The 24970-nt window shown below is 67.3% G+C and carries 25 protein-coding genes and 1 pseudogene; 6 read left to right on the plus strand and 20 right to left on the minus strand.

What is annotated here, in order from left to right; genetic code table 11:
* The first annotated feature begins 112 nt into the window (after positions 1-112).
* A complete protein-coding gene (locus RMCN_RS14235; protein ID WP_067390202.1) occupies positions 113-1555 on the plus strand; it encodes a gamma-aminobutyraldehyde dehydrogenase in 1443 nt (480 codons plus the stop codon).
* A gap of 68 nt (positions 1556-1623) precedes the next feature.
* Here the strand turns inward: RMCN_RS14235 and RMCN_RS14240 are convergent, their stop codons facing one another.
* The gene (locus RMCN_RS14240; RefSeq protein WP_067390205.1) at positions 1624-1932 is read right to left on the minus strand and encodes a cytochrome P450 family protein; all 309 of its coding nucleotides are present in this window, start codon (positions 1930-1932) and stop codon (positions 1624-1626) included.
* Between the two features lie 248 nt (positions 1933-2180).
* Positions 2181-2918 carry a hypothetical protein gene (locus RMCN_RS14245; RefSeq protein ID WP_067390208.1) on the minus strand — a complete coding sequence of 246 codons (738 nt, stop codon included), beginning with the start codon at positions 2916-2918 and terminating at the stop codon, positions 2181-2183.
* A 190-nt stretch (positions 2919-3108) separates the two neighbouring features.
* Between RMCN_RS14245 and car the strand changes: the two genes are divergently transcribed.
* On the plus strand, positions 3109-6630 hold the full coding sequence (gene car / locus RMCN_RS14250; RefSeq protein ID WP_067390211.1) for a carboxylic acid reductase: 3522 nt from the start codon (positions 3109-3111) through the stop codon (positions 6628-6630).
* 13 nt (positions 6631-6643) lie between these two features.
* Here car and RMCN_RS14255 read toward each other — a convergent pair whose 3' ends face one another.
* From RMCN_RS14255 to RMCN_RS14280, 6 genes are all read right to left on the minus strand, one after another.
* Positions 6644-7030 carry a DUF1304 domain-containing protein gene (locus RMCN_RS14255; protein WP_067390214.1) on the minus strand — a complete coding sequence of 129 codons (387 nt, stop codon included), beginning with the start codon at positions 7028-7030 and terminating at the stop codon, positions 6644-6646.
* Entirely contained in the window at positions 7030-7668 is a 639-nt protein-coding gene (locus RMCN_RS14260) for a hypothetical protein (RefSeq protein WP_067390217.1), read from the minus strand. Before RMCN_RS14260 ends, RMCN_RS14255 begins: the two co-directional genes overlap by 1 nt.
* Positions 7669-7678: 10 nt before the next feature.
* Entirely contained in the window at positions 7679-8746 is a 1068-nt protein-coding gene (ruvB, locus tag RMCN_RS14265; protein ID WP_067390220.1) for a Holliday junction branch migration DNA helicase RuvB, read from the minus strand.
* On the minus strand, positions 8743-9330 hold the full coding sequence (ruvA, locus tag RMCN_RS14270) for a Holliday junction branch migration protein RuvA (protein WP_064415797.1): 588 nt from the start codon (positions 9328-9330) through the stop codon (positions 8743-8745). The genes ruvB and ruvA overlap by 4 nt, the downstream gene beginning before the upstream one ends.
* On the minus strand, positions 9327-9893 hold the full coding sequence (gene ruvC, locus RMCN_RS14275) for a crossover junction endodeoxyribonuclease RuvC (RefSeq protein WP_064402843.1): 567 nt from the start codon (positions 9891-9893) through the stop codon (positions 9327-9329). The genes ruvA and ruvC overlap by 4 nt, the downstream gene beginning before the upstream one ends.
* Positions 9894-9969: 76 nt before the next feature.
* Complete coding sequence (locus tag RMCN_RS14280; RefSeq protein ID WP_067390227.1) at positions 9970-10278, minus strand: hypothetical protein; 309 nt, start codon at positions 10276-10278, stop codon at positions 9970-9972.
* Positions 10279-10406: 128 nt separating this feature from the next.
* Between RMCN_RS14280 and RMCN_RS14285 the strand changes: the two genes are divergently transcribed.
* Positions 10407-11636 carry a mechanosensitive ion channel family protein gene (locus tag RMCN_RS14285; RefSeq protein ID WP_067391137.1) on the plus strand — a complete coding sequence of 410 codons (1230 nt, stop codon included), beginning with the start codon at positions 10407-10409 and terminating at the stop codon, positions 11634-11636.
* Positions 11637-11643: 7 nt separating this feature from the next.
* Here RMCN_RS14285 and RMCN_RS14290 read toward each other — a convergent pair whose 3' ends face one another.
* Entirely contained in the window at positions 11644-11976 is a 333-nt protein-coding gene (locus RMCN_RS14290) for a hypothetical protein (RefSeq protein WP_064415800.1), read from the minus strand.
* Positions 11977-12021: 45 nt separating this feature from the next.
* Between RMCN_RS14290 and RMCN_RS14295 the strand changes: the two genes are divergently transcribed.
* Positions 12022-12423, plus strand: coding sequence for a YybH family protein (locus RMCN_RS14295; protein WP_067390230.1), 402 nt, complete (start codon positions 12022-12024; stop codon positions 12421-12423).
* A gap of 10 nt (positions 12424-12433) precedes the next feature.
* Here RMCN_RS14295 and RMCN_RS14300 read toward each other — a convergent pair whose 3' ends face one another.
* Complete coding sequence (locus RMCN_RS14300; RefSeq protein WP_067390234.1) at positions 12434-13192, minus strand: YebC/PmpR family DNA-binding transcriptional regulator; 759 nt, start codon at positions 13190-13192, stop codon at positions 12434-12436.
* Between the two features lie 85 nt (positions 13193-13277).
* The gene (locus tag RMCN_RS14305) at positions 13278-13712 is read right to left on the minus strand and encodes a hypothetical protein (RefSeq protein ID WP_067390236.1); all 435 of its coding nucleotides are present in this window, start codon (positions 13710-13712) and stop codon (positions 13278-13280) included.
* 80 nt (positions 13713-13792) lie between these two features.
* Here RMCN_RS14305 and RMCN_RS14310 point away from each other — a divergent pair, with 80 nt between their 5' ends.
* A complete protein-coding gene (locus tag RMCN_RS14310; RefSeq protein WP_064415804.1) occupies positions 13793-15004 on the plus strand; it encodes an acyl-CoA dehydrogenase family protein in 1212 nt (403 codons plus the stop codon).
* Between the two features lie 76 nt (positions 15005-15080).
* Here the strand turns inward: RMCN_RS14310 and pdxT are convergent, their stop codons facing one another.
* From pdxT to pdxS, 3 genes are read right to left on the minus strand one after another with little or no spacing between them, the layout of a single operon-like run.
* Positions 15081-15665, minus strand: coding sequence for a pyridoxal 5'-phosphate synthase glutaminase subunit PdxT (gene pdxT / locus RMCN_RS14315; protein ID WP_067390239.1), 585 nt, complete (start codon positions 15663-15665; stop codon positions 15081-15083).
* The gene (gene tesB, locus RMCN_RS14320; RefSeq protein ID WP_064415806.1) at positions 15662-16498 is read right to left on the minus strand and encodes an acyl-CoA thioesterase II; all 837 of its coding nucleotides are present in this window, start codon (positions 16496-16498) and stop codon (positions 15662-15664) included. The genes pdxT and tesB overlap by 4 nt, the downstream gene beginning before the upstream one ends.
* Before the next feature lie 8 nt (positions 16499-16506).
* Positions 16507-17427 (minus strand): pyridoxal 5'-phosphate synthase lyase subunit PdxS, encoded by a 921-nt coding sequence (pdxS, locus tag RMCN_RS14325; RefSeq protein WP_064415807.1) that lies wholly within the window; start codon positions 17425-17427, stop codon positions 16507-16509.
* Positions 17428-17762: 335 nt separating this feature from the next.
* Between pdxS and RMCN_RS14335 the strand changes: the two genes are divergently transcribed.
* Complete coding sequence (locus tag RMCN_RS14335; protein ID WP_064415808.1) at positions 17763-18479, plus strand: C39 family peptidase; 717 nt, start codon at positions 17763-17765, stop codon at positions 18477-18479.
* A 7-nt stretch (positions 18480-18486) separates the two neighbouring features.
* Here RMCN_RS14335 and RMCN_RS14340 read toward each other — a convergent pair.
* The 6 genes and pseudogenes from RMCN_RS14340 to thrS all read right to left on the minus strand — a co-directional run bounded on the left by RMCN_RS14340 (position 18487) and on the right by thrS (position 24927).
* Positions 18487-19511: pseudogene (locus tag RMCN_RS14340) on the minus strand (NUDIX hydrolase).
* Positions 19511-20680, minus strand: a complete 1170-nt coding sequence (locus RMCN_RS14345) for a glycosyltransferase family 4 protein (RefSeq protein WP_067390245.1) — start codon at positions 20678-20680, stop codon at positions 19511-19513. The pseudogene RMCN_RS14340 and the gene RMCN_RS14345 overlap by 1 nt, the downstream one beginning before the upstream one ends.
* Positions 20677-21615, minus strand: coding sequence for a phosphatidylinositol mannoside acyltransferase (locus RMCN_RS14350; protein ID WP_064415810.1), 939 nt, complete (start codon positions 21613-21615; stop codon positions 20677-20679). The genes RMCN_RS14345 and RMCN_RS14350 overlap by 4 nt, the downstream gene beginning before the upstream one ends.
* The gene (pgsA, locus tag RMCN_RS14355) at positions 21612-22289 is read right to left on the minus strand and encodes a phosphatidylinositol phosphate synthase (RefSeq protein ID WP_064415811.1); all 678 of its coding nucleotides are present in this window, start codon (positions 22287-22289) and stop codon (positions 21612-21614) included. The genes RMCN_RS14350 and pgsA overlap by 4 nt, the downstream gene beginning before the upstream one ends.
* Positions 22286-22876, minus strand: coding sequence for an ATP adenylyltransferase (locus tag RMCN_RS14360; protein ID WP_064415812.1), 591 nt, complete (start codon positions 22874-22876; stop codon positions 22286-22288). The genes pgsA and RMCN_RS14360 overlap by 4 nt, the downstream gene beginning before the upstream one ends.
* Positions 22873-24927, minus strand: coding sequence for a threonine--tRNA ligase (gene thrS / locus RMCN_RS14365; protein ID WP_067390248.1), 2055 nt, complete (start codon positions 24925-24927; stop codon positions 22873-22875). Before thrS ends, RMCN_RS14360 begins: the two co-directional genes overlap by 4 nt.
* Positions 24928-24970: the final 43 nt, after the last annotated feature.

Below are 24970 nucleotides of genomic sequence, written 5' to 3' on the forward strand. Positions count from 1 at the left end.
TCGCGGGCCTTCGGCGATGCGCTGCGCTCCCTTCCGCCCCTGACGACCAGCGACTTGCTGGCCGAAGACCGTGAGCCGACGTGCTCCAACCCGGTACCGAAGAGAGGATCGAATGACCAGCGACTTCAAGGTCCAGAACTTCATCGGCGGCGAGAACGTCGACTCGGTCAGCGGTGCCACCATGCCGCTGGTCGATCCGTCGACCGGTGAGCGGTACGGCACCGCACCGATCTCCAACGAGGCCGACATCGACAACGCGTACGCCGCCGCGTCGAAGGCGTTCGCCGACTGGAAGCGCACCACGCCGTCGGTGCGGCAGAAGGCGCTGCTGGACTTCGCCGACGACGTCGAGGCAAGTGCCCAGGCGCTCGTCGAGGCGGAGGGTCGCAACACCGGTAAGCCCAACCACGTCACGATGGCCGAAGAGATTCCCCCGATGGTGGACCAGATCCGCTTCTTCGCAGGCGCGGCGCGAATGCTGGAGGGTAAGTCGGCCGGCGAGTACATGGAGAACCACACCTCGTGGATCCGCCGCGAACCGGTCGGGGTCATCGGGCAGGTGGCCCCGTGGAACTACCCGATGATGATGGCGATCTGGAAGTTCGTGCCCGCTGTTGCGGCGGGCAACACCGTCGTCATCAAGCCCAGCGACACGACCCCGGTGACGACGGTGATGCTGGCCCAGATCGCCGCCAGGCACTTTCCGCCCGGAGTGCTGAATGTCGTTTGCGGAGACCGGGAAACCGGCGCCGCCGTCGTGGCGCACCCGACTCCGCAGATGGTGTCGATCACCGGTTCGGTCGCCGCGGGCCGTGCGGTGGCGGTCAGCGCGGGCGGACACCTCAAGCGCACGCACCTGGAGTTGGGCGGCAAGGCGCCGGTGATCGTGTTCGACGACAGCGACATCGCATCGGCCGCCGAAGGCATCGCGACGGCGGGCTATTTCAACGCCGGACAGGACTGCACAGCGGCAACGCGCGTGCTCGCGACGGCGCGGGTGGCCTCGGACCTGACCGAGGCGCTGGCCGAGCAGGCGCGTGCCGCGACGACGACGTACGGCAGGTCCGCCGACGACGAGGACGCGTGGGTGCCGCCGGTGAACAACTCCACTCAGTTGGAGCGGGTGCTCGGGTTTCTGGGAGACGTGCCGTCACACGCCTCGGTCGCGGTCGGCGGAGGACGCCAGGGGGACAAGGGTTTCTACGTCGAACCGACGGTGATCGGCGGCCTGCGGCAGGACGACACGCTGGTCCAGCAGGAGATCTTCGGCCCGGTCATCACGGTGCAGTCGTTCTCCGACGAGGATGAGGCGATCGCGTGGGCCAACGGCACCGAATACGGATTGGCGTCGTCGGTGTGGACGCGCGATGTGTCGCGCGCACTACGGGTTTCGGCTGCCCTCGATTTCGGCTGCGTGTGGATCAACACGCATATCCCGCTGGTGGCCGAGATGCCGCACGGCGGGTTCAAGTCGTCGGGCCACGGTAAGGACCTGTCGATGTACGGGTTCGAGGATTACACCCGCATCAAGCACGTCATGGCCTACACGGGCTGACGTTCCGCGCGGTTTGTGGAGCGTCAGCGGCGCTGACCGCCGGTGCGGCTCCACAAATCGCCAATGGGTCAGAAGACCCTGACGCCGATCAGCGTGGAGACGAAGCGGTAGATGTCGTCGACGGTCAGTTCGATGCCGTCCACCTCGACGTCGATCAAGTTGGACAACAGGTCGTCGGTCGGCTTCCAGCAACGCTCGGCGATCTTGACGTCGATGTACTGGTACAGCGCCTCTTCGTCGTGAGGCGTCGTCGGGCCGCTGGCCAACCGCGCGAACAGCGGCCAGTCCTCCTGGGGGAAGCCGAACGCCTCACACATCGCGGTAGCCGAATTCTGGCGCGCGACAATGGAATCGGTGATACCAGGCCTGTCGGACATGGTTGGCCTCCTGACAAGATTGACGTCAATATCGAACGCCGTTGACCGGGTTCAACCGAGAGGCGCACGTCGAGTGGATTACATAGCCAGGCTAGCTTCGACTGCTGATGCAGGCAGTCGTACGAGTCACACGGACGCGGTGAAACTCGTCGCATGAGCCGACATTTGGGATCTACGTCACCCGCACCGCCCGTGACACGCAAAGCGCCCCACAACCTGTGTGGGGCGCTTTGTGGTTGTGCTGATGCTTACCGGTGTGCGAGCCGGCCGCCACGATGGCCGCGAGAGCGGAACCTGTCGAGCAGGCCGCGGCGACGCGGTTTTGCGGCCTCGGCCGTGGGTCCGATGACCTCGGTTCGCTGCTCCGCCATCGCCGGCTGCCCGGCGGTGTGTGGAGTGTGGCCGGGGGCTGGAGCGGGTTCGGCCGCAGCAACCGGCGCGGCGGTGGCCAGCGCGGGTTCGTCGGCTACGGTGTGCGCGGTCGCCGGGCGATCGGCCCACTCGACGTCGCGCACGCTGCGCACCGAAATGCGTCCCAGCGCCGCCGCGCCCAGGAACACGATCAGCGCGCCCAAGCCGTAGAAGTACGTCAGCTCCAGTGCGATGCGCTTGCCCTCGGTGGCGGCGACGGGCATACCCGCGTCACCCATACCCAACGGGCCCGCCATCGCGCGGCCGATGATGAACCAGACGCCACCCGCCACGGCGAGCCACCCGCCGAGCGATGCGGTCGCACGGTTTCGTGACATCAGCAGGAGCAGGCCGCCCAGCACCGTCACCACGCCCGGTAGTACCTCCAGCCAACCCCGGCCGGTCGTCCACGTCCACGCCTGGTCGGGGCTGTACGCGAAGTTGAACAGGGGCCCGATGAAGGGAGCCAGGGCGCCCCACGCGCCCAACAGGATCAACAGGAATCCACTCGTGGCGCCGCGACTGCGCGGCATTCGCATACGCCCACCTCGGGGGTGTACTCGCGTGTCGGTCATGATGCCTCCTTGGTCGTGAGGCGTGGTTACCCGCGCTGACGCCTCCGTAACCGGCGTTAGCGGAAAAGCACTGCTGGCGCTCACAGCAGGCTCCCAGCCAGGCCGGGAATAGTTTTTACATCGACTATCGATGTTTTTGGTGGACGCAACGGCGCGCCCCGCAGTCCACGCTCGTCCAAAGGACTTCTTGATGACGACCCTTACCCGTGAAGCGCGACTCGAGCGCCGCATTTCCGATTTGTTCGAAACAGACCCGCAGTTCGCCGCTGCCCGCCCCTCCCAAGGGGTCGCTCATGCGATCGAAGCCGCCGGTCTTCCTCTCCCCCAACTCGTGCGAACGATCTTCGATGGCTACGCCGAGCGACCCGCACTGGGGCAACGCGCCGTCGAGTTCGTCACCGATCCGGCGTCCGGACGCACCGCCGCCCAGTTGCTTCCGCGTTTCGACACCGTCACCTACCGCGAGTTGTCGGATCGTGTCGAGGCCGCCGCCGCCGCACTGACACGGGTTCCGGTGCGACCCGGTGACCGCGTTGCGATCCTCGGCTTCACCAGCATCGACTATGCGACCGTCGACATGGCGCTCATGCACCTGGGCGCGGTCTCGGTGCCCCTGCAGACCAGCGCTCCCGTCTCGCAGTTGCGGCCCATCCTCGCCGAAACCGAACCGGTCGCCATGGCCTCGAGCGTCGACTTCCTCGACGACGCGCTCGAGTTGATCGTCGACGGCCATGTGCCCCAACACCTGATCGTGTTCGACTACCACCACGAGGATGACGACCACCGCGCGACGATCGATGCCGCCGCGGCTCGCCTCGACGGAACCGGTGTGCGCATCGAGACGTTGACCGACGTCCTGACTCGCGGCCGTGCACTGCCCGTTCCAGTTCCGGCCGACCGGTCCCACGACGACCTCGCGCTGCTGATCTACACCTCCGGCAGTACCGGGGCGCCGAAGGGCGCGATGTACCTGCGAGAGATGGTGGCGAACTTCTGGCGCCGCTCGAGCATGGCCATGTGGGGCGGCGGGCCGGCGCTTCCGTCGATCACGTTGAACTTCATGCCGATGAGCCACGTGATGGGCCGCGGCATCCTCTACGCCACCCTGGGCGCCGGCGGCACCGCGTATTTCGTTGCCAGGAGTGACCTGTCGACGTTGCTCGAGGATCTCTCGCTGGTGCGCCCGACACAGCTGAGTTTCGTCCCCCGCATCTGGGACATGATGTTCCAACACTTCCAAACCGAGGTCGACCGCCGCACCGGCGACGGCGTGGACCGCTGGGTCGCCGAGACCGATGTGATCGCCGACCTGAGGCAAAACCTGTTGGGCGGCCGGTTCATCTCCGCGATGACCGGGTCTGCGCCGATCTCGCCCGAGATGAAGGCATTCGTCGAATCTCTGCTCGACCTCCATCTGACCGACGGCTACGGATCCACCGAAGCAGGATCGATTTTCGTCGACGGACGGGTGTCGCGGCCGCCGGTCATCGACTATCGCCTGGTCGACGTGCCCGACCTCGGCTACTACCGCACCGATCGCCCACTTCCGCGCGGTGAGCTTCTGGTCAAGTCGGACACGATGTTCCCGGGCTACTACAAGCGCCCGGAGATCACCGCGTCGGTGTTCGACGCCGACGGTTATTACAAGACCGGTGATATCGTGGCCGAGGTCGGACCGGATCAGTTGGAATACCTCGACCGCAGAAACAACGTCCTGAAGCTGTCGCAGGGCGAATTCGTCACGGTGGCCAAACTCGAAGCGACGTTTGGCACCAGCCCGCTGATTCGCCAGATCTTCGTCTACGGCAACAGCGCTCGTTCCTACCTGCTCGCGGTGATCGTGCCAACCGGCGATGCGCTGGCCCGGCACGACGCCGACGAACTGAAGACCGCGATCACGCAGTCCCTGCAGGACGTCGCCAGGACCGCGGGACTGCAGACCTACGAGATCCCGCGTGAGTTCATCATGGAGACAACGCCGTTCACCCTGGAGAACGGTCTGCTCACGGGGATCCGCAAGCTCGCGCGCCCGGCGCTCAAGGAGCGCTACGGCGAACGGCTGGAAGCGCTCTACACCGAGCTCGCCGACAGCCAAGCCGCCGAACTGCGTGCCCTGCGTCGGCACGGCTCCGAGGGGCCCGTCATCGAGACGGTCAGCCGCGCTGCGGGTGCCCTGCTCGGCGCCACCGCGGCCGATCTGCGACCCCGCGCGCACTTCACCGACCTCGGTGGTGACTCCTTGTCGGCGTTGACCTTCGGCAACCTGCTGAACGAGATCTACGACATCGAGGTGCCCGTCGGTGTCATCGTCAGCCCGGCCAACGACCTGGCCGCACTCGCCGCCTACATCGAGTTCGCACGCGAAGGAGGTTCGACGAGAGCGACATTCGCATCGGTGCACGGGCATCAGGCAACCGAGGTACACGCGAGCGACTTGACATTGAACAAGTTCATCGACGACGGCACTCTGGCCGGCGCGCCCGCACTGCCGGGTCCGAGCACCGAGGTGCGCACGGTGCTGTTGACCGGCGCGACCGGTTTCCTGGGCCGCTATCTCGCCCTGGAGTGGCTCGAGCGGATGGCCATGGTCGGAGGCAGGGTGATCTGCCTGGTCCGCGCGAAGGACGATACCTCGGCGCGGGACCGGTTGGACCGGACATTCGATTCGGGAGATCCCGAATTGCTTCGCCACTACCGGGAATTGGCCGCCGATCATCTCGAGGTCATCGCCGGGGACAAGGGTGAGGCCGATTTGGGACTCGATCGTGCGACCTGGCAGCGGCTCGCCGACACCGTGGACCTGATCGTCGATCCCGCCGCGTTGGTCAACCATGTGCTGCCCTACAACCAGCTGTTCGGCCCGAACGCCGTCGGTACCGCGGAGCTGATCCGCATCGCGTTGACGACGAAGATCAAACCGTTCGTCTACGTGTCGACGATCGGTGTCGGCGCGGGCATCGCGCCCGGTCGGTTCACCGAGGACGGCGACATCCGGCTGATCAGCCCGACACGCAAGATCGACGGCTCCTATGCCAACGGGTACGCCAACAGCAAGTGGGCCGGTGAGGTGTTGCTGCGCGAAGCGCACGACCTGTGCGGGCTGCCGGTCGCCGTGTTCCGTTGCGACATGATCCTGGCCGACACCACCTACGCCGGTCAGCTCAATGTGCCGGACATGTTCACGCGGTTGATCCTGAGCCTGGTGGCGACCGGCATCGCGCCGTTCTCGTTCTATGAGGTCGACGATGAGGGCCGCCGCCAACGCGCGCACTATGACGGGCTTCCCGTCGAGTTCATCGCCGAGGCCGTCTCGACGCTGGGCGCGCAGGTCGGCCACGATGCCGAACCGGGTTTCGAGACCTACCACGTTATGAACCCCTACGACGACGGCATCGGGCTCGACGAGTTCGTCGACTGGCTGATCGATGCGGGTCATCGGATTGAACGCGTCGGCGACTACGCCACATGGCTACAACGATTCGACACCGCGATCCGCGGCCTGCCCGAACGGCAGCGGCAGGCATCGCTGCTACCGCTGCTGCACAACTACCAGCGCCCCGCAACCCCGATCCGGGGTTCGATCGCCCCGACGGAGCGGTTCCGCACGGCGGTGCAGAACGCGAAGATCGGTCCGGACAAGGACATTCCGCACGTGACGCGCGAGGTCATCGTCAAGTACGCCACCGACTTGGAACTGTTGGGGCTGCTGTAGACGACGCACTCGGCTACAGCGTGACCGCCACCGCCAACAGCACGATCGCGATCAGCGGGAAGATGCCCTGGGTGACAGCGGCTTTCGCCTTGTCCGGTGAGGACAGCAACAGCACCAGCGCCGCGGCCAGCATCGACCCGACGCCGGCGAAGATCAACGCGATGCCGACCCCGTTGTAGCCGACGGCGCCGATCACGATTCCAGCGAGCGTGATCACGGCCAGAAACAGGTTGTAGAAACCCTGATTGAAGGCCAACTCCTTGGTGGCCAACGCTTCCTCCTCGGTCAGACCGAAGGTCGCTCTGGTGCGCGCCGACGTCCACGTCAGCGACTCCATCACCCAGATGTAGATGTGCAGCAGGGCGGCGAGGCCCGCGAAGAACAATCCGACGAAACCCATTACGCGACCACACTTTCCACCCGCACCACCGGCGGTATGGCCAACATCAACAGGCCGGTCAACGCGACCCAGACCGCCACGCTGTACGCACCGGGCAGCCCGATCCAGGTGTGCAGCAGCGCGGGCAGCCCGAGCAGCGCCAGGGCCGCCGACCACTTCGGCAGCACACCGGTCCGCCACACGATGTACGCAGTGGCGAATATCAATGCGGCCGAACCGATATGGCTGTAGTGGTACAGCCAGACCGCCAGGCCGAGGAACGGTTGCGAGTACGACATCACGGTCAGGTCGTCGAACCGCACGATCGCTGCGGGCACGGCCACCTCGGCGGCCAGACCGGCCGCGGTCAGTGCGAGGAACACCGTCCCACCGATCAGCGCGGTGTACACCGCGCCGGTGGGCCCGGCCGCCGACCGCAGCATCGACACGAGCACGCCGAGGAAGAGCAGCCCGAACAGCAGATGCAGTAGCGCAAGCGTGCCGTTCAGCGTGAGAAATGTTGCTGCGCTGTCGAAGTAGGCGTCCACCGCTCCGGTGTCCTTCGGCGTCTCCGGTGAGCCGACCAGATACGCCGGTACGATCGCGCCGGAACAGGCCACGCCGAGCAACCCGCCCAGCCGGATCGTGCCGCTGCCCATGCCGTCCTCCTCAGTCGAAAAGACCCACCTGCCCCAGACCGGTGACTCCGCTCGGCGGGGTCAGGCCCAGGTGCGTCCAGGCCTGCGCGGTGGCCACGCGTCCCCTCGGTGTGCGCGCGATCATCCCGGCGCGCACGAGGAACGGCTCACAGACCTCCTCGACGGTCGTCGCCTCCTCGCCGACCGCGACCGCCAGCGTGGAGACACCGACCGGTCCCCCGCCGAAACTGCGTGTCAGCGCGGACAGCACGGCGCGGTCGAGGCGGTCGAGCCCGAGCTCGTCGACGTCGTAGACCTCCAGCGCCGCCTTGGCGATATCGCGGGTGATCACCCCGTCGGCGCGCACCTCGGCGTAGTCGCGGACCCGGCGCAGCAGCCGGTTGGCGATGCGTGGCGTGCCCCGCGACCGGCGCGCGATCTCTGCGCCCGCGTCGGCGCCCAACTCGATACCGAGGATTCCCGCCGAACGCGCCAGCACCCGCTCCAGTTCGGCGGGCTCGTAGAAGTCCATGTGGGCGGTGAAACCGAAGCGGTCACGCAGGGGCCCCGTCAGCGCGCCCGAACGGGTGGTCGCCCCCACGAGCGTGAACGGTGCGACATCGAGCGGAATCGACGTCGCGCCGGGGCCCTTGCCGACCACAACGTCGACGCGGAAGTCCTCCATCGCCAGGTACAACATCTCCTCGGCGGGCCGGGCGATGCGGTGAATCTCGTCGATGAACAACACGTCGTGCTCGACGAGGTTGGACAGCATCGCGGCGAGATCGCCGGCGCGCTCGAGCGCCGGCCCGGAGGTGACCCGCAGCGAGGAGCCGAGTTCGGCGGCGATGATCATCGCCAACGACGTCTTACCCAACCCGGGCGGACCCGACAGCAGGATGTGATCCGGTGTGCCGCCGCGGTTCTTGGCGCCCTCGATGACCAGCTGCAGCTGCTCGCGGACGCGCGGTTGCCCGATGAACTCCTGCAGCGAGCGCGGGCGCAGGCTCGCGTCGATGTCGCCCTCGCCGACCGTCAGCGCCGGGGAGACCTCGCGCTCGTCGGCGTCGGCGGCGTCGTCGTCGTCGAATCGGCTCATTTGTTACCCAGCATCGAGAGCGCCGCCCGCAAGGCGGTCGACTGATTGGCTTCGGGGTCGTTGGCCAGCACCTTGTCGGTGGCCTCTTCGGCCTGTTTGGCCGCGAACCCGAGCCCCACCAGCGCTTCCACCACCGGGCCACGCACCACATTGCCCGTCGCCGTCGCCGCGCCCGATGGCGAGACGGCGCCCACCTTGTCGCGCAGGCTCAACGCCATCAACTCGGCGGTCTTCTTGCCCACCTTGGGAATCCGGGTCAGCGCGGTGATGTCGGCGTCGCCGATGGCCTGGCGCAGGGTCGGCCCGTCGTACATGGCCAGCGCGCCGAGCGCGATGCTGGGCCCGATTCCGGACACCCCGAGCAGGGTCAGGAACAGGTCGCGCGCGTCGCCGTCGGCGAAGCCGTAGAGCGTCTGGGAGTCTTCGCGCACGATCATCGCGGTGATCAGCCGGGCCTCGGATCCGCGACGCAAGGTGGCCAGCGTCGCCGGGGTGGCCATCACCTTGTAGCCGACCCCGCCGGCCTCGATCACGACGTGGTCGAGTGCGATGTCGAGAACCTCACCGCGAACGGATGCGATCATCGTGCCGCCTTCGCTTTGGCCTTGAGCGTGGCCTTGTACTTGCGTTGCTGTTCGGCGGCCAGCGCCTCGGCCGCCGCCATCCTGGCGATCATCGGCGCCCGCCAGCAGTGGCAGATCGCGAGGGCCAACGCGTCGGCGGCGTCGGCCGGAGTCGGTTTGGCCTGCAGCGCAAGGATTCTGGTGACCATCGCGGTCACCTGCGCCTTGTCGGCGTTGCCGTTGCCGGTGACCGCCGCCTTGACCTCGCTGGGCGTGTGGAAGTGCACGTCGATGTCGCGGCGGGCCGCGGCGAGCGCGATCACGCCGCCGGCCTGGGCGGTGCCCATCACGGTGGAGACGTTCTGCTGGGAGAAAACCCGCTCGATCGCGATCACGTCGGGTTTGTGGGTGTCCATCCAGTACTCCACGGCCTCGCTGATCGCCAGCAGCCGCCGGTGCAGCGGATCGCCCGACGGGGTGCGGACCACGTCCACGTCGAGCGCGGTGACCTGTCGGCCTGTACCGCCCTCGATGACGGACAGGCCGCAGCGCGTCAACCCGGGGTCGACTCCCATCACCCGCACGTCCGGCCCTTCTGTGAACACTTGTTCGAGAGCTTAGCCGCCGGTCGGCCCGCTACTCGGCAGGGACACGCCCGCTTCAGATCACGAACTGGCCGCCACGGCCGCCCGCGGTGATCTCCAGCGCGATCTCGCTGATGCGGCCTTTCGACCTGTTCCAGCCGCGGACCAGTTCGCGCCCCACCTGATGCCCGTCGCGCTCGATGGTGATCACCCAGCGCACGCCGCAGAACTTGGCGAGCAACCAGAACGGCCACAGCACCAGAAACAGCGCGCCGACGAGGATCTCCAGCCATCCGAACGTCAGGTCGAGCGCGTCGCCGGGGAACGGCCACCACCGCCTGTTGATTCCCCACTCGGTGCCGCCTGTGTCGCGTACCACTGTCACCCGCCAATTGTGCTTGTGAGAAGGCCGAATCCGCGTTCGACGCCCCGAAGCCGATGTTTCCGTCCGCGGCAACACGGCTACCGTCGATTGAGGACCTGACCTCGATTCGTGGAGTTGACCTCATCCCCATGCCCGACGAGACCGAACTGCAGACTGCAACCAACATTGCCGTCACCCTGGCCTGGGCGGCTGGAGCGATCGCCGCCGTGTACGTGCTCGGGGTGGTGCTGACCTGGTTGATGGCGCGCATCAGCCGTCGCAGCGCGCTGATCAAGGACATCGAGGTGCTCACCCGCAAGCCGGTGCGCATGCTGCTGATGGTGATAGCGGCCACGGTCGCGGTGCGACGGACGTCCGACACTGCCGACTCGTGGCGTGGGTGGGTGGATCACTGGCTGCTGATCCTGCTGATCGCCTCGATCACCTGGCTGGTCACGGGCTTTGTCCGCGTCGCCGAGAGGCGCATGATCGCGCGTTACGGCGGGGGCGGTGAGGAGATCTCGGACGCCGACCGGCTGTGGCGCCGGGTCCGGACGCAGGTGACGGTGCTGCGCAGGCTCGCGATCGCGATCGTCGTCATCCTCGGCGGTGCGGCGATCCTGATGACGTTCCCGTCGTTCTCCGACATCGGCACCACGGTCTTCGCTTCGGCCGGTGTGTTGTCGGTGGTCGCCGGCCTGGCCGCGCAGACGTCGCTGGGGGCGGTCTTCGCCGGGATGCAGATCGCGTTCTCCGGGGCGATTCGCGTGGGTGACATCGTCCAGCTCGAGAACGGGCAGTGGTGGGGTCGGATCGAGGAGATCACGCTGACCTATGTCGTCGTGCGCATCTGGGATGAGCGCCGGCTCGTGTTGCCGTCCACCTACTTCACCACCGAGCCGTTCGAGAACTGGACCCGCAGCGCCACCGAGATCATGGGCACCGTCGAGTTCGACGTCGATTTCAACGTGCCGTTCAACGACATGCGCGCCGAGCTGGACCGGCTGCTGGCCGAAAGCGACCTCTGGGACGGCCGGCGCGGCGTCCTGCAGGTGACCGACGCGGTCGGTGGCGTGGTCCGCGTGCGTGTCGTGGTCAGCGCGCACAATGCCGGTGCGCTGTACGACCTGCAGTGCGCGGTCCGCGAGGGACTTGTCGACTGGGTGCAGCGCACCGGCGGCGTGGTGCCGATCCATCGCATTCAGCCCGCCGAAGCGGCTCCGGAACCACAGACGGGTGGCGGGGTCGCCGCCGAGACCAAGCGCGTGGCGGCCGGGATGTTCTCCGGCAGCCCCGAAGCCGAGGAACGCGCCAAGGCGTTCGATCACACCATCGACTGCGACGACGACGAGCTCGTGCGGTCCAACGGCAGGGGCTGACGGCAGCTCAGGACGCCGCGGGCTCCTCGACCGGATCGAGCGGGTACGTGCCCGCCTGCACGGACGCCGCGATCTCGTGAATACGCTCCCCGGACCGGCGCCAGCCGCGCACACGTTCGCGGCCGACCCGCAAGCCGTCACGTTCGATGACGATCTTCCACGACACGCCGAGCCACTTCAGTGCCAGCCAGACCGGCCACATCACCAGGAACGGCAACATGAGCAGAAAGAAGAACGTGTCCAAGGTGTCGAATCCGGTCTGCCACGGCAGGGTGCGCCACCACCAGCGCCGCACCGTCACCGTTTCGCCCTCCGGGTCGGTCACCGTCACCCTGGCCATGCAGCGGCCTCCGCTCGTAGAAGTGGTCATCCCGATAATGAGCCAATGACGTTCAGCGGGCCGGCCGAAGACAGACAACTCATTCGAGAGCGCCTCGAAATCTACAGTGACGCGGTCATGCGCACCGATCTCGACGCGTATCTGGCGTGCTGGACCGAGGACGGCCGCAGGACCGGTTCGGGCGGGGAATGCCACGGCAAGAGCGAACTGCGCGACCACTGGCACGGCATCTTCGGGGCCATCGAGCAGATGGCGTTCTTCACTCAGATGGCGTCGCTGGCGGTGTGTGGTGACCGGGCCGACGCGCGCTCGTACTGCCTGGAATTCATGAAGCTGCGCGACCAACCGGTCCGCCAGTTGGTCGGCGAGTATGTCGACGAACTGGTGCGCGTCGAGGGAACCTGGCTGTTCGCCCACCGCCACTACCGCGTGGCCCTGACGGTCTAGCCCGGGCCCTCTAGTCGTCGGCGTCGAGTTCGGCGGCGACCTCGTCGGGAATGTCGATGTTGGTGTAGACGTCCTGGACGTCGTCGAGGTCTTCGAGCGCGTCGACCAACTTCATGATCTTGCGCGCGCCGTCGGCGTCCAGCGGCACCGTCACCGAGGGCACGAATCCGGCTTCGGCGGACTCGTAGTCGATACCCGCATCCTGGAGCGCGGTGCGCACCGCAACGAGATCTGTTGGCTCGCAGACGATCTCGAATGAATCACCCAGATCGTTGACGTCCTCGGCGCCTGCGTCGAGCACCGCCATCAACACGTCGTCCTCGGTGAGGTCGTTCTTGTCGAGGGTGATGACACCCTTGCGCGAAAAGAGGTAGGACACCGAACCCGGGTCGGCCATGCTGCCGCCGTTGCGCGTCATCGCCACGCGCACCTCGCCCGCGGCCCGGTTGCGGTTGTCGGTGAGGCATTCGATCAGCACCGCGACCCCGTTGGGGCCGTAGCCCTCGTAGGTGATGTTCTGGTATTCGGCGCCGCCGGCTTCCTCGCCGCTGCCGCGCTTGCGGGCGCGTTCGATGTTGTCGTTGGGCACCGACGACTTCTTGGCCTTCTGGATCGCGTCGTACAGCGTGGGGTTGCCCGCCGGGTCGCCGCCGCCCACACGCGCGGCGACCTCGACGTTTTTGATCAATTTGGCGAACATCTTGCCCCGGCGGGCGTCGATGACGGCTTTCTTGTGCTTGGTGGTGGCCCACTTGGAATGGCCGCTCATGCAGGTAGTACCTCTCCGTGCGCTTTCGTGCGCCAAGTTTTCGTGCGCTGAGTCCGCCCGACGAGTCTACGTGGACGTTTGTGCCCTACCGAACCGCGTCGGGCGACGTCAGCGCGATGACGCGGTAGCCCACGGCGGCCGGCCAGCCGATGTGACCGTGCACGTGCAGTTGCAGCCATGTCGGTGCGCCGGACGGGTCGTCGGTGAACGTCACGGCCGCGTCGACGATCGCGCCGGTCTCACCGGAGGCCTGCAGAACCACCGACACCGACAGCGTCGCGTCGGCCAGCGAGGCCCGGTTGTACGGGAGGCTGTCGGGGAGGAAGAACGACGCCGAGAAGTTCGGCGTGCGGATGCCTTTGGGCGCGTTCGGTGCTCTGCGCAACGCCAGGCCGGACACTTGCGGTTTGCCGTCGAACCAGGCGCTGCCGGTGTACTCGGTGCGCCGCGCGTCGGCGCCGTTGGTCAGTGTGACCAGCGTGTCGATGCGCGGTTGCGGCTCGACTTCGACCATCGTCATCGCGGCGTTCCCGTCCTGCCGGCGCTGTTAGGTGTGACACATTACTTCGCCGCTATCTTACTCCGCAGTAAGATAGCGTCATGTCCTTCTCGCTTGAGCTCTCGCCGGATCTCGTCCACGTCCGGGACTGGGTACACGAATTCGCCGCCGACGTCGTCCGCCCCGCCGCCGCGGAGTGGGACGAACGCGAGGAGACGCCGTGGCCGATCATCCAGGAGGCGGCGAAGGTCGGCTTGTACTCGATGGAGTTCTTCGCCGAGCAGGCCGGCGAACCGTCCGGTCTGGGCATGCTCGTCGCGTTCGAGGAGATGTTCTGGGGCGACGCGGGTATCGCGCTGTCGATCCTGGGCACCGGCCTGGCGGCGGCGTCGCTGGCCGCCAACGGCACCCCCGAGCAGATGGGCGAATGGCTGCCGCAGATGTTCGGCAGCGTCAACGAACCGAAGGTCGCGTCGTTCTGCTCGTCGGAACCCGGCGCCGGTTCCGACGTCGGCGCCATCCTCACCCGCGCCCGTTACGACGAGGCCACCGACGAGTGGGTGCTCAACGGCACCAAGACGTGGGCCACCAACGGCGGCATCGCCGAGGTGCACATCGTCGTCGCGTCGGTGTACCCCGAACTCGGCACCCGCGGGCAGGCGACGTTCATCATCCCGCCGAACACCCCCGGCTTCCGGCAGGGTCAGAAGTTCCTCAAGCACGGCATCCGCGCCTCACACACCGCGGAGGTGGTGCTCGAGGACGTGCGTATCCCCGGCAACCTGATCGTCGGCGGCAGGGACAAGTTCGAGGAGCGCATCGCGCGGGTGCGCGAGGGCAAGAGGTCCAAGAGCCAGGCGGCGTTGGCGACGTTCGAGCGCACGCGGCCCACGGTCGGCGCGATGGCGGTCGGCGTGGCCCGCGCGGCCTATGAGTACGCACTCGACTACGCCCGTCAGCGCGAGCAGTTCGGCCGCAAGATCGGCGAATTCCAGGCCATCGCATTCAAGTTGGCCGATATGAAGGCCCGCATCGACGCCGCCCGGATGCTGGTTTGGCGGGCCGGCTGGATGGCGCGCAACGGCAAGGCGTTCGATAACGCGGAGGGTTCGATGGCCAAGCTGGTGGCCAGCGAGACCGCGGTCTACGTCACCGATGAGGCGATCCAGATTCTCGGCGGCAACGGCTACACCCGCGAGTATCCGGTCGAGCGGATGCACCGCGACGCCAAGATCTTCACGATTTTCGAGGGCACCAGCGAGATCCAGCGCCTGGTGATCGGCCGCGCGGTCACCGGCCTCGAAATCCGCTAGCCCGGCCCGGCGATTTGTGAGTGAAAACGTTCGCCTACGGGCTAGCGATCGAAATCACTCACAAATCGCGCGGTGGCTAGAGCATCGAGACGAACAGTTTGTGGATGCGACGGTCGCCGGTCATCTCAGGGTGAAAGGCCGTCGCGAGTCGCTTGCCCTGTCGCACCGCGACGATGTGACCGGCGGCCTCGGCGAGGACCTCGACCTCGGGCCCGACGCGTTCGACCCACGGCGCGCGGATGAACACGGCGTGCACCGGCCCGTCGACCCCGTCGAAGGCGATGTCGTCTTCGAAGGAGTCGACCTGGCGGCCAAAGGCATTGCGCCGCACCGTCATATCGATCCCCTTCAACGGCGTGGCTTCCCGGCCCGTCGATCCGGCATCCAGGATCTCCGAGGCCAGCAGGATCATCCCCGCACAGGATCCGTAGGCGGGCATACCGTCGGCCAGGCGTGACCGGAGGGGCTCGAGCAGATCGAGTTCGCGCAGCAGGTGGCTCATCGCGGTCGATTCCCCGCCGGGGATCACCAGCGCGTCGACGGCCTCCAGTTCGCGGACCCGCCGCACGGTCGAGGCTTCCGCCCCGGCCTCGCGCAGCGCCGCCAGGTGTTCGCGGGTGTCGCCTTGTAGCGCAAGGACACCGACGTGCGCGGTGCTCACGGCGTGTAGCCGCGTTTGAAGCGGGTCAGCCCCTCCTGCATGACCGCCGCCACCATCTCGCCGTACTGGTTGAAGATCTTGCCCTGACACAATGACCGGCCACCGGAGGCCGACGGCGATGACTGGTCGTAGAGCAGCCACTCGTCGGCGCGGAACGAACGCATGAACCACATCGCGTGATCGAGCGAGGCTACCTGCAGATGTTTGCGCTCCCCGGCGTGGTGCACCTGCGCCGAACCCAGCAGCGTCAGATCGCTCATGTAGGCCAGCGCACAGATGTGCAGCACATAGTCGTCGGGCAGCGGATCGCGATGACGGAACCACACCTGCTGCTGAGAAGCCTTGCCGGGCAACCGGGTCAGCTTCTCCTGCGGCACGATGCGGACATCCCACTCGGCGAACTGGTTGAAGCCCGCATCGTCGAACGCCTTGATCTCGGTCAGCCCCGGACAGTCATCGGGCGGCGGCGCCACCGGCATCGCGTCCTGGTGCTCGATTCCGCTCTGGTCGGTCTGGAAGGAGGCCGACATCGAGAAGATGGTCTCGCCGTGCTGGATCGCATTGACCCGACGGGTGATGAACGAGCCGCCGTCACGCAACCGCTCGACGATGTAGACCGTCGGCGCCTTGGCATCCCCGGGACGAAGGAAGTAGCCGTGTAGCGAATGCACCTGAAATTGCGGGTCGACCGTGCGCACCGCCGACACCAGCGACTGGCCCGCCACGTGTCCGCCGAAAGTGCGCTGCAGGAAACCGGATTCGGGGCTGAACACGCTTCCCCGATAGATGTTGACCTCGAGCTGTTCGAGATCGAGGATCTGTTCGATTGCCATTCGGTCGGTTACCAGCCGCGTTCGGCGAGCCGGTGCGGCGCTGCGACGCCCTCCACGTTGATGCCGACCATCGGCTCACCCAGCCCGCGCGACACCTTCGCCAGCACGTCGGGGTCGTCGTAGAACGTGGTGGCCTTGACGATGGCCGCGGCGCGCGCTGCGGGGTCGCCGGACTTGAAGATGCCCGAGCCGACGAACACGCCCTCGGCGCCGAGTTGCATCATCATCGCCGCGTCGGCCGGGGTCGCGATGCCGCCGGCGGTGAACAGCGTCACCGGCAGCTTGCCGGCCCGAGCCACCTCGACGACGAGGTCGTAGGGGGCCTGTAGTTCCTTGGCCGCGACGTACAGCTCGTCCTCCGACAGCGAGGTCAGCCGACGGATCTCGCCGCCGATCTGACGCATGTGGGTGGTCGCGTTGGACACGTCGCCGGTGCCGGCCTCACCCTTCGAGCGGATCATCGCCGCGCCCTCGGTGATGCGGCGCAGCGCCTCGCCGAGGTTGGTCGCACCGCACACGAACGGCACGGTGAACTTCCACTTGTCGACGTGGTGGGTGTAGTCGGCGGGGGTCAGCACCTCGGACTCGTCGATGTAGTCGACGCCGAGGCTCTGCAGGATCTGCGCCTCCACGAAATGGCCGATGCGGACCTTGGCCATCACCGGGATGGTGACCGCCGAGATGATGCCCTCGATGAGATCGGGATCGCTCATGCGCGCGACACCGCCCTGGGAGCGGATGTCGGCGGGTACCCGTTCGAGCGCCATGACCGCCACCGCACCGGCGCCCTCGGCGATCTTGGCCTGCTCCGGCGTGACGACGTCCATGATGACGCCGCCCTTGAGCATTTCGGCCATGCCGCGCTTCACCCGGGCTGTCCCGGTCTGACCCGAGCCGTTGTGATGCGAGCCGTTCGCTGCGCTTTCCACTGCTATCTCCTCCGAATTGCTACCGATCCAGTGTAGTGACGTCGGCAAATCAATTGAATCCGCAGCCTGCGGGCTGTGATCTGCGAACGGTTGCCGGTACGGCTTCGCCACCGGGGATCAGTCCAGACGCCATTGTCTCATCACACCCGCGGTTGCCGACAATCCAGCAGCGCTACGGCACGAGGCGCTTGTCGTCGCGGCGCGCCAACCCCGCACTCACCGCTCGACGGTGGCCCGGGGGCAACATCACCGATGCGCCGACGCCGGCGATTGGCGGGCGATAAGCTGCCCGCGCACCACCGGCGCCGAGCCATGCGAACGACAGGAGCGTGCAGATGACGAGAAACGGCACCCGCATCGGAGCCGCATCGGCGGCCGCGGTGCTGGCGTTGGGAGTCTGGAGCGCCGGTCCCATCGCCCCGGACGCATTCGCCTCGGTGGGCTCCCACGGCGTCGCACAGAGTCCGATGCTGCCGACGGAGATGCACGGCGATCCCGACGAAGCGAGCAACTACTGGAGCCAGCAGAACTTCCAGGATTGCGGTCTGATGGCCGTCGCCACGGTCGTGGGCCTGACGACCGGCAAGGCACCCACCGAGCAGGAGATCGTCGCGGTGGCGTCGAGCCTCAAAAGTCCCGGCAGCGACCGGCCGATCTACACACCGCCCAATCCCAACGATCCGAACTCGGACAACGGAACCGACTCCGACGACCAGGTACTTCTTCTGAAGCACTACGGCGTCAACGCCACCGCCACCGACGATGATCTGGCCGCCCAAACCGGGTTGGCCACCGGCATCCCCGCGCTCATCACCTATCTCGACAGCGGACGCCGGCTGATCGCGGGCGTCAACTCCGAGACGATCTGGGCCGAGGACGGCAGCCACACCGACGACGACCACTCCGTCGTCGTCAGCGGTGTCGACCCCGAGGCGGGAATCGTCTACCTCTCCGACAGCGGCAGCGAGGACGGCGACGGCGAGCAGGTTCCCATCGACGTCTTCGAGAAGGCGTGGGCGCCCGGCGCGCACGATCTGATCGTGGCCGGCTGATCGACCGTCAGCGAATCTGCACCGTCGGCACGGTGGGGCGGGTCGGCCCGTCGGCCAGCACGGCGGCTTGGCCGAGCAGTTCGGCGAGTTGACGCGGGTAGACGATTTCACCGCGGGCCACCAGCTCATGGATCGTGGCCTCGTCACACCAGCGGTAGCCGTGAATCGTGCGCCGTTCGAGCGCTGTGTGACCGCCCATCGACGGCTCGAACCGCGTCGTGCGGTGCACGAAGAACAGCTCTTCGCTGCGGATGACCAAACCGTCGAACTCGAATACCGCCTGACGCCGCCACAGCGGGCCGACGAGATCGGCGGCGTCCACCTGCAGGCCCGTCTCCTCCGCGACCTCCCGCGCCGCGGCCGCCGCGAGCTCCTCCCCCGGCTCCACGGCACCACCGACGGTGAACCACCATCGAGGGGCATCCGCCAGCGCCGGGTCCGAACCGCGGAACAGCAGCACAGCACCGGCCTCGTCGAGCAGAACCACCCGCGCCGACGTGCGCCAACTCACCTGCGACCGCCCTCCGGTACCGTCTCGGGCCGCTCGACGATCTCGAAATACGTTGGCAGCGCCGCGGTTCCGCCGAGCCGCAGCATGCGCACCACCGGCCGTTCGCGCAGCGCGAGGGTGTCGCGCACCGCGTCGTTGTGGAAGCGACGGGCGAGTACCACCCTCGCTTCGGCGTCGGCCAGTTCGGCGACCAGAGCCTGCGGCAGCGACGCCGGATCCACCTGGGCCAGCGCCGCGGACAGGTCGTTCTCGGCGCCCTCGCGGGCAGACCTGGGTGCCCGCTCGGCGGCGTCGGCCAACGCGGCCAGCCGCGCGGCGTCCGGCGCGTCGCCGTAAGCATCGACGGCGACCGCACGGGCGACGACGGCGCGGCGGGCCAACGCTCCGTCGAGCGCCTGCCAGGACAGGTCATATCGCACATGCAACCGGTCGAGTCGGTTGGCCGTTTGCAGCGCCCACGCGCCGACCGCCAGGATGACCACGACCAGCACGGCCAGCGCGATCACCACGATCCAGGTGATCACCGGACGCCTCCGGTCGCCTTCCTGGCCTTGGCGGCACTGTCGCCACCGGAAACCGTCACCGTGGTGCCCGACCCGGAGACGGTCTCGTACACCCGCATGATCTGTCGGGCCACCACCGACCAGTCGTAGGGCCGGACCGCTCGGGCCGCCGCGGTGACGTAGTGCTCGCGCACCGCATCGTCGGCGAGCAACTCGATCAACCCGTCGGCCAGCGCCGCCGCGTCGTCGACCGGGACGAGGCGGCCGGCCTTCCCGTCGTCGAGCACCTGACGGAACGCGTCGAGGTCGCTGGCGACCACCGCGGTGCCTGCCGCCATCGCCTCGACGAGCACGATGCCGAAGCTCTCGCCGCCCGTGTGGGGCGCGCAGTACACGTCGGCGCTGCGCATCGCCGACGCCTTGGCCGCATCGTCGACCTGACCGAGAAAGCGCAGATGCGATGCGAGTTCACCGGCGTCGTCACGCAATTCGTCTTCGTCACCGCGGCCGACGACGAGGATCTCGACATCGGGGAACCGTCCCACCAGCGTCGGCAGCGCACGCAGCAGTACCGCCATGCCCTTGCGCGGTTCGTCGAAACGGCCCAGGAACAACACCGACTTCCCCGGGCGGGGATAGCCGTCGAGCAGCGGCGCGGACGCGAACGCGGCTACGTCGACCCCGTTGGGGATCACGACGGCGTCGCTGCCCAACGCCTCCATCTGCCAGCGGCGCGCCAGGTCCGACACCGCGATACGCCCCACGATCTTCTCGTGCATCGGTCGCAGGATGGGCTCGAACACGGTGAGTGTCAACGATTTTGTGGTCGACGTGTGAAACGTTGCGATGATCGGGCCTTCGGCGATGTTGAGGGCCAGCATCGACAGGCTGGGGGCGTTGGGCTCGTGCAGGTGCAGTACGTCGAAGTCACCGTCGGCCAGCCAGCGCTTCACCAGGCGGTGTGTGGCGGGTCCGAACCGCAGACGCGCGACCGATCCGTTGTACGGAATCGGCACGGCCTTGCCGCCGGAGACGACGTAGTCGGGCAGCTGCGCGCCCGGCGAGGAGGGCGCGAGGACGCTGACGTGGTGGCCCAGGCCGTGCATCACCTCCGCCAGCTGCAGCACGTGTGACTGCACCCCGCCGGGCACGTCGAACGAGTAGGGGCAGACCATGCCGATCCTCACGGGCTGGCCTCCAGCCTGGCGCGTCGCTCCGCGGACAGGTCGGCCAGCCACTGCGGTTGCATCATGTGCCAGTCGGCCGGATGGGCGGCGATGTTGCGGGCGAACCGGTCGGCCAACGCCTGGGTGATGACGGTGACGTCACCGGACGACGTGTCGATCTCGGGATACACCCGCATGCCCCACCCATCGCCTTCGAACCAGCAGTGCACCGGAAACAGCGCCGCCCCGGTTTCGATCGCGAGTTTGGCCGAGCCCGCGGGCATGCGCGTGGGTTCGCCGAAGAAATCGACCTCGACCCCGCTGCGGCTGAGGTCACGCTCGGCCATCAGACATACCGGGCGATTGTCGCGTAACCGCTCGGCGAGGACCTCGAACGGCGGCCGCTCACCGCCGGTCAGTGGGACGACCTCGAAACCCAGACCCTCCCGGTACGCGACGAAGCGGTTGTACAGCGACTCGGGCTTGAGCCGTTCGGCGACCGTGGTGAACGTGCCGTAATTCTGGACCAGCCAGACGCCGGCCATGTCCCAGTTGCCGCTGTGCGGCAAGGACAACACCGCGCCGCGCCCCGCCTCCAACGCCGCCCACAGCAGGTCGACGTCGTCCACGACCAGTTCCCGGCCGAGTGCCTCGTGATCCATCGTCGGCAACCGGAAAGCCTCCCGCCAGTATCGGGCGTAGGAGGCAAGCGAAGCACGAATCAAGCCGTCGGGCACCTGCTCGGGCGGGACGCCGAGGACACGCGCCAGGTTCTTGCGCAGCTGTTCGGGTCCGCCTCCGCGCGCCGCGAAGTGAGCACCGGCATCGAAAGTGTTGCGGGCGAAGAACTCCGGCATCGCACGCACCAGCCGCCAGCCGGCCGCATACCCCCAGTCCGACAACCAGCCACCCAACGGGTTGGCACTGGCCGTCGGCCCCGAGGGCGTGGTCGTCACGGCTCCCCCGCCTCCGGTTCGTCGCCGCCCGCCTCGGCGGCATCGGGTTTGACGATTCGGTCCATCGCCCCCGGTGACGTCCGCACACTGTGCACCCGCTGCCCCAGCGTCACCAGACTGGTCACCGCGAGCACCCACATCGCGATGTGCAGCAGCCACACCACACCGAACAAACCGGACAGCCCCGCACCGACCAGCACGATGATCAACCGTTCCGGGCGCTCGATCAGCCCGCCCTCGGCCGACAATCCGCTGGCTTCGGCCCTGGCCTTGATGTAGGAGATGACCTGCGAGGTCACCAGGCAGATCATCGTCGCGACCACCAGCGATGTGCTCTGCAGCCCGAACGCCGCCCACCACAGCAGCCCGCAGAAGATCGCGCCGTCGCTGATGCGGTCGCACGTGGCGTCCAGCACCGACCCGAAGCGGGTGCCGCCGCCGCGCTGGCGGGCCATCGCGCCGTCGAGCATGTCGGCGAGCACGAAGACCCACACGGCGACCGAGCCCCACCACAGATGACCGATCGGGTATAGCGTCAGCGCTCCCAGCACGGAGCCCGCGGTGCCCAGGATCGTGATGCTGTCCGGGGTGAACCCCGCGCGCAGTGCACCCTTGGCGATCGGCGTGCTGATCTTCTCGTACGCCGCCCGGGTCATCAGGTAGAAGTTGCTCACTGCTGTCTCGCCCATTCGGTGGCCAGCAGCTCACGGGTCTCACGCAGCAACTGCGGCACCGCTTTCGAGCCGCCGATGATCGTGATGAAGTTCGCGTCGCCGCTCCAGCGCGGCACCACGTGCATGTGCAGGTGGTCGGCCAGCGAGCCGCCCGCGGACTGGCCCAGGTTGAGCCCGACGTTGAAGCCGTGCGGATGAGACACCGACTTGATCACGCGAATCAGCTTCTGCGTGAACGAGATCAACTCGAAGCTCTCGTCGGGAGTGAGGTCTTCCAACTCGGACACCCGCCGATAGGGCACCACCATCGAATGCCCCGGGTTGTACGGGTAGAGGTTGAGCACGATGTAGACGGACTCGCCGCGCGCGACGACCAGCCCCTCCTCGTCGGGCATCGTGGGGATGTCGGTGAACGGCTGGCGCGATTTACCCGAGCCCGCCGAACCGCCCTTCATGGGCGCTTCGGCGATGTAGCTCATCCGGTGCGGGGTCCACAGCCGCTGCAGGTGGTCGGGGTCGCCGGCACCGCGGTCGATGACCGTGTGCTCGTTGTCGATGCCGCTGTCGGCCCGTTCTTCGGCGCTCACTTGGCTGTGTCCACCTCGAGCAGCTCGGCTGTGGGAGTGGCGTTTTGACGGCTGGCGATCCAGTCTGTGATCGCGGCGACGGCCTTATCCCTTGGGACGCCGTTGATCTGGGTGCGGTCACCGAAGCGGAAGCTGACCGCGTCGGCCTCGACGTCGCGGTCCCCCGCCACCAACATGAACGGCACCTTCTGGTTGGTGTGGTTGACGATCTTCTTGGCCATGCGGTCGTCGCTGGCGTCCACCTCGGCGCGGACACCTTTCATCTTCAGTTGGTTCGCAAGGCCGTTCAGGTAGGGAACGTGGTCGTCGGCGACGGGGATGCCGACCACCTGTACCGGCGCCAGCCACGCAGGGAACGCTCCGGCGTAGTGCTCGGTGAGGATGCCGAAGAATCGCTCGATGGAGCCGAAGAGCGCGCGGTGGATCATCACGGGCCGCTGCCGCGATCCGTCCGCCGCGGTGTACTCCAGCTCGAAGCGCTCCGGGAAGTTGAAGTCCAGCTGGATGGTCGACATCTGCCAGCTGCGGCCCAGCGCGTCTTTGACCTGTACCGAGATCTTCGGACCGTAGAACGCCGCACCACCGGGATCGGGCACCAGGTCGAGCCCCGAAGCGGCCCCGACTTCGGCCAGCACGTTGGTGGCCTCCTCCCACAGCTCGTCGGAGCCGACGAATTTCTCGGGGTCCTTGGTCGACAGCTCGAGATAGAAGTCGGTCAGGCCGTAGTCGGCGAGCAGGTCGAGGATGAAACGCAGCAGCGAGGTCAGCTCGTCGCGCATCTGTTCGCGGGTGCAGTAGATGTGCGAGTCGTCCATCGTCAGCCCGCGCACCCGCGTCAGCCCGTGCACGACGCCGGAGAGCTCGTAGCGGTACACGGTGCCGAATTCGAAGAGCCGTAACGGAAGTTCCCGGTATGAACGTCCACGCGAGCCGAAAATCAGGCAGTGCATGGGACAGTTCATCGGCTTGAGGTAGTAGTCCTGGCCGGGTTTGCGCACCGTGCCGTCGGGGTTGAGTTCCGCATCGAGGTGCATGGGCGGAAACATGCCGTCGGCGTACCAGTCGAGGTGCCCGGAGATCTTGAACAGTTCGGCCTTGGTGATGTGGGGGGTGTTGACGAACTGGTAGCCGGCCTCGATGTGCTTACGCCGCGAGTAGTCCTCGAGCTCGCGTCGGATGATCCCGCCCTTGGGGTGGAAAACAGCCAGGCCCGAACCGATTTCGTCGGGGAAGCTGAACAGGTCGAGCTCGGCGCCGAGCTTACGGTGGTCGCGGCGTTGCGCCTCCTCGATGAACTCGAGATGCTTGTCGAGCGCTTCCTGCGATTCCCAGGCCGTGCCGTAGATACGTTGCAGGCTGGCGTTGTTCTGGTTGCCGCGCCAGTATGCCGCCGAGCTGCGGGTGAGCTTGAAGGCCGGGATGTATTTCGTCGTCGGAATGTGCGGACCACGGCACAGATCGCCCCATTCCCGTTCGCGGGTACGGGGATTGAGGTTGTCGTAGGCGGTCAGCTCGTCGCCGCCGACCTCCATCACGTCGGGGTCGCCGGACTTGTCGTCGACCAGCTCGAGCTTGTAGGGCTCGTCGGCGAGTTCTTCGCGCGCTTGGTCTTTCGACTCATAGACGCGCCGGGAGAACAGCTGGCCCTCCTTGACGATCTGACGCATGCGCTTCTCCAGCGCGGCGAGATCTTCGGGCGTGAACGCGCGCTCCACGTCGAAGTCGTAGTAGAACCCGTCGGTGATCGGCGGCCCGATGCCGAGCTTGGCCTGCGGGAAGAGGTCCTGCACTGCCTGGGCCAGCACGTGCGCGGTGGAATGCCGCAAAACGCTGCGGCCGTCATCGGTGTCGGCGGCCACGGGAGTCACCTCGACATCGGTCTCGGGCACCCACGACAGGTCGCGTAGTCGGCCCTCGGCGTCGCGAACGACGACGATCGCGTCGGGTGCGCCCCGGCTCGGCAAGCCCGCCTCGCGCACCGCCTCCCCCGCAGTCGTCCCGGCAGCGACCCGGATCAGGGCTGCTGGGGTGCGGTTGGTGGCGGCGCTCATCGGTGACTCTCCAGTTTCGTTGTCAACAGACTCGAGGACGCGA

The organism is Mycolicibacterium novocastrense, assembly GCF_001570485.1.
GTDB classification, from domain to species: domain Bacteria; phylum Actinomycetota; class Actinomycetes; order Mycobacteriales; family Mycobacteriaceae; genus Mycobacterium; species Mycobacterium novocastrense.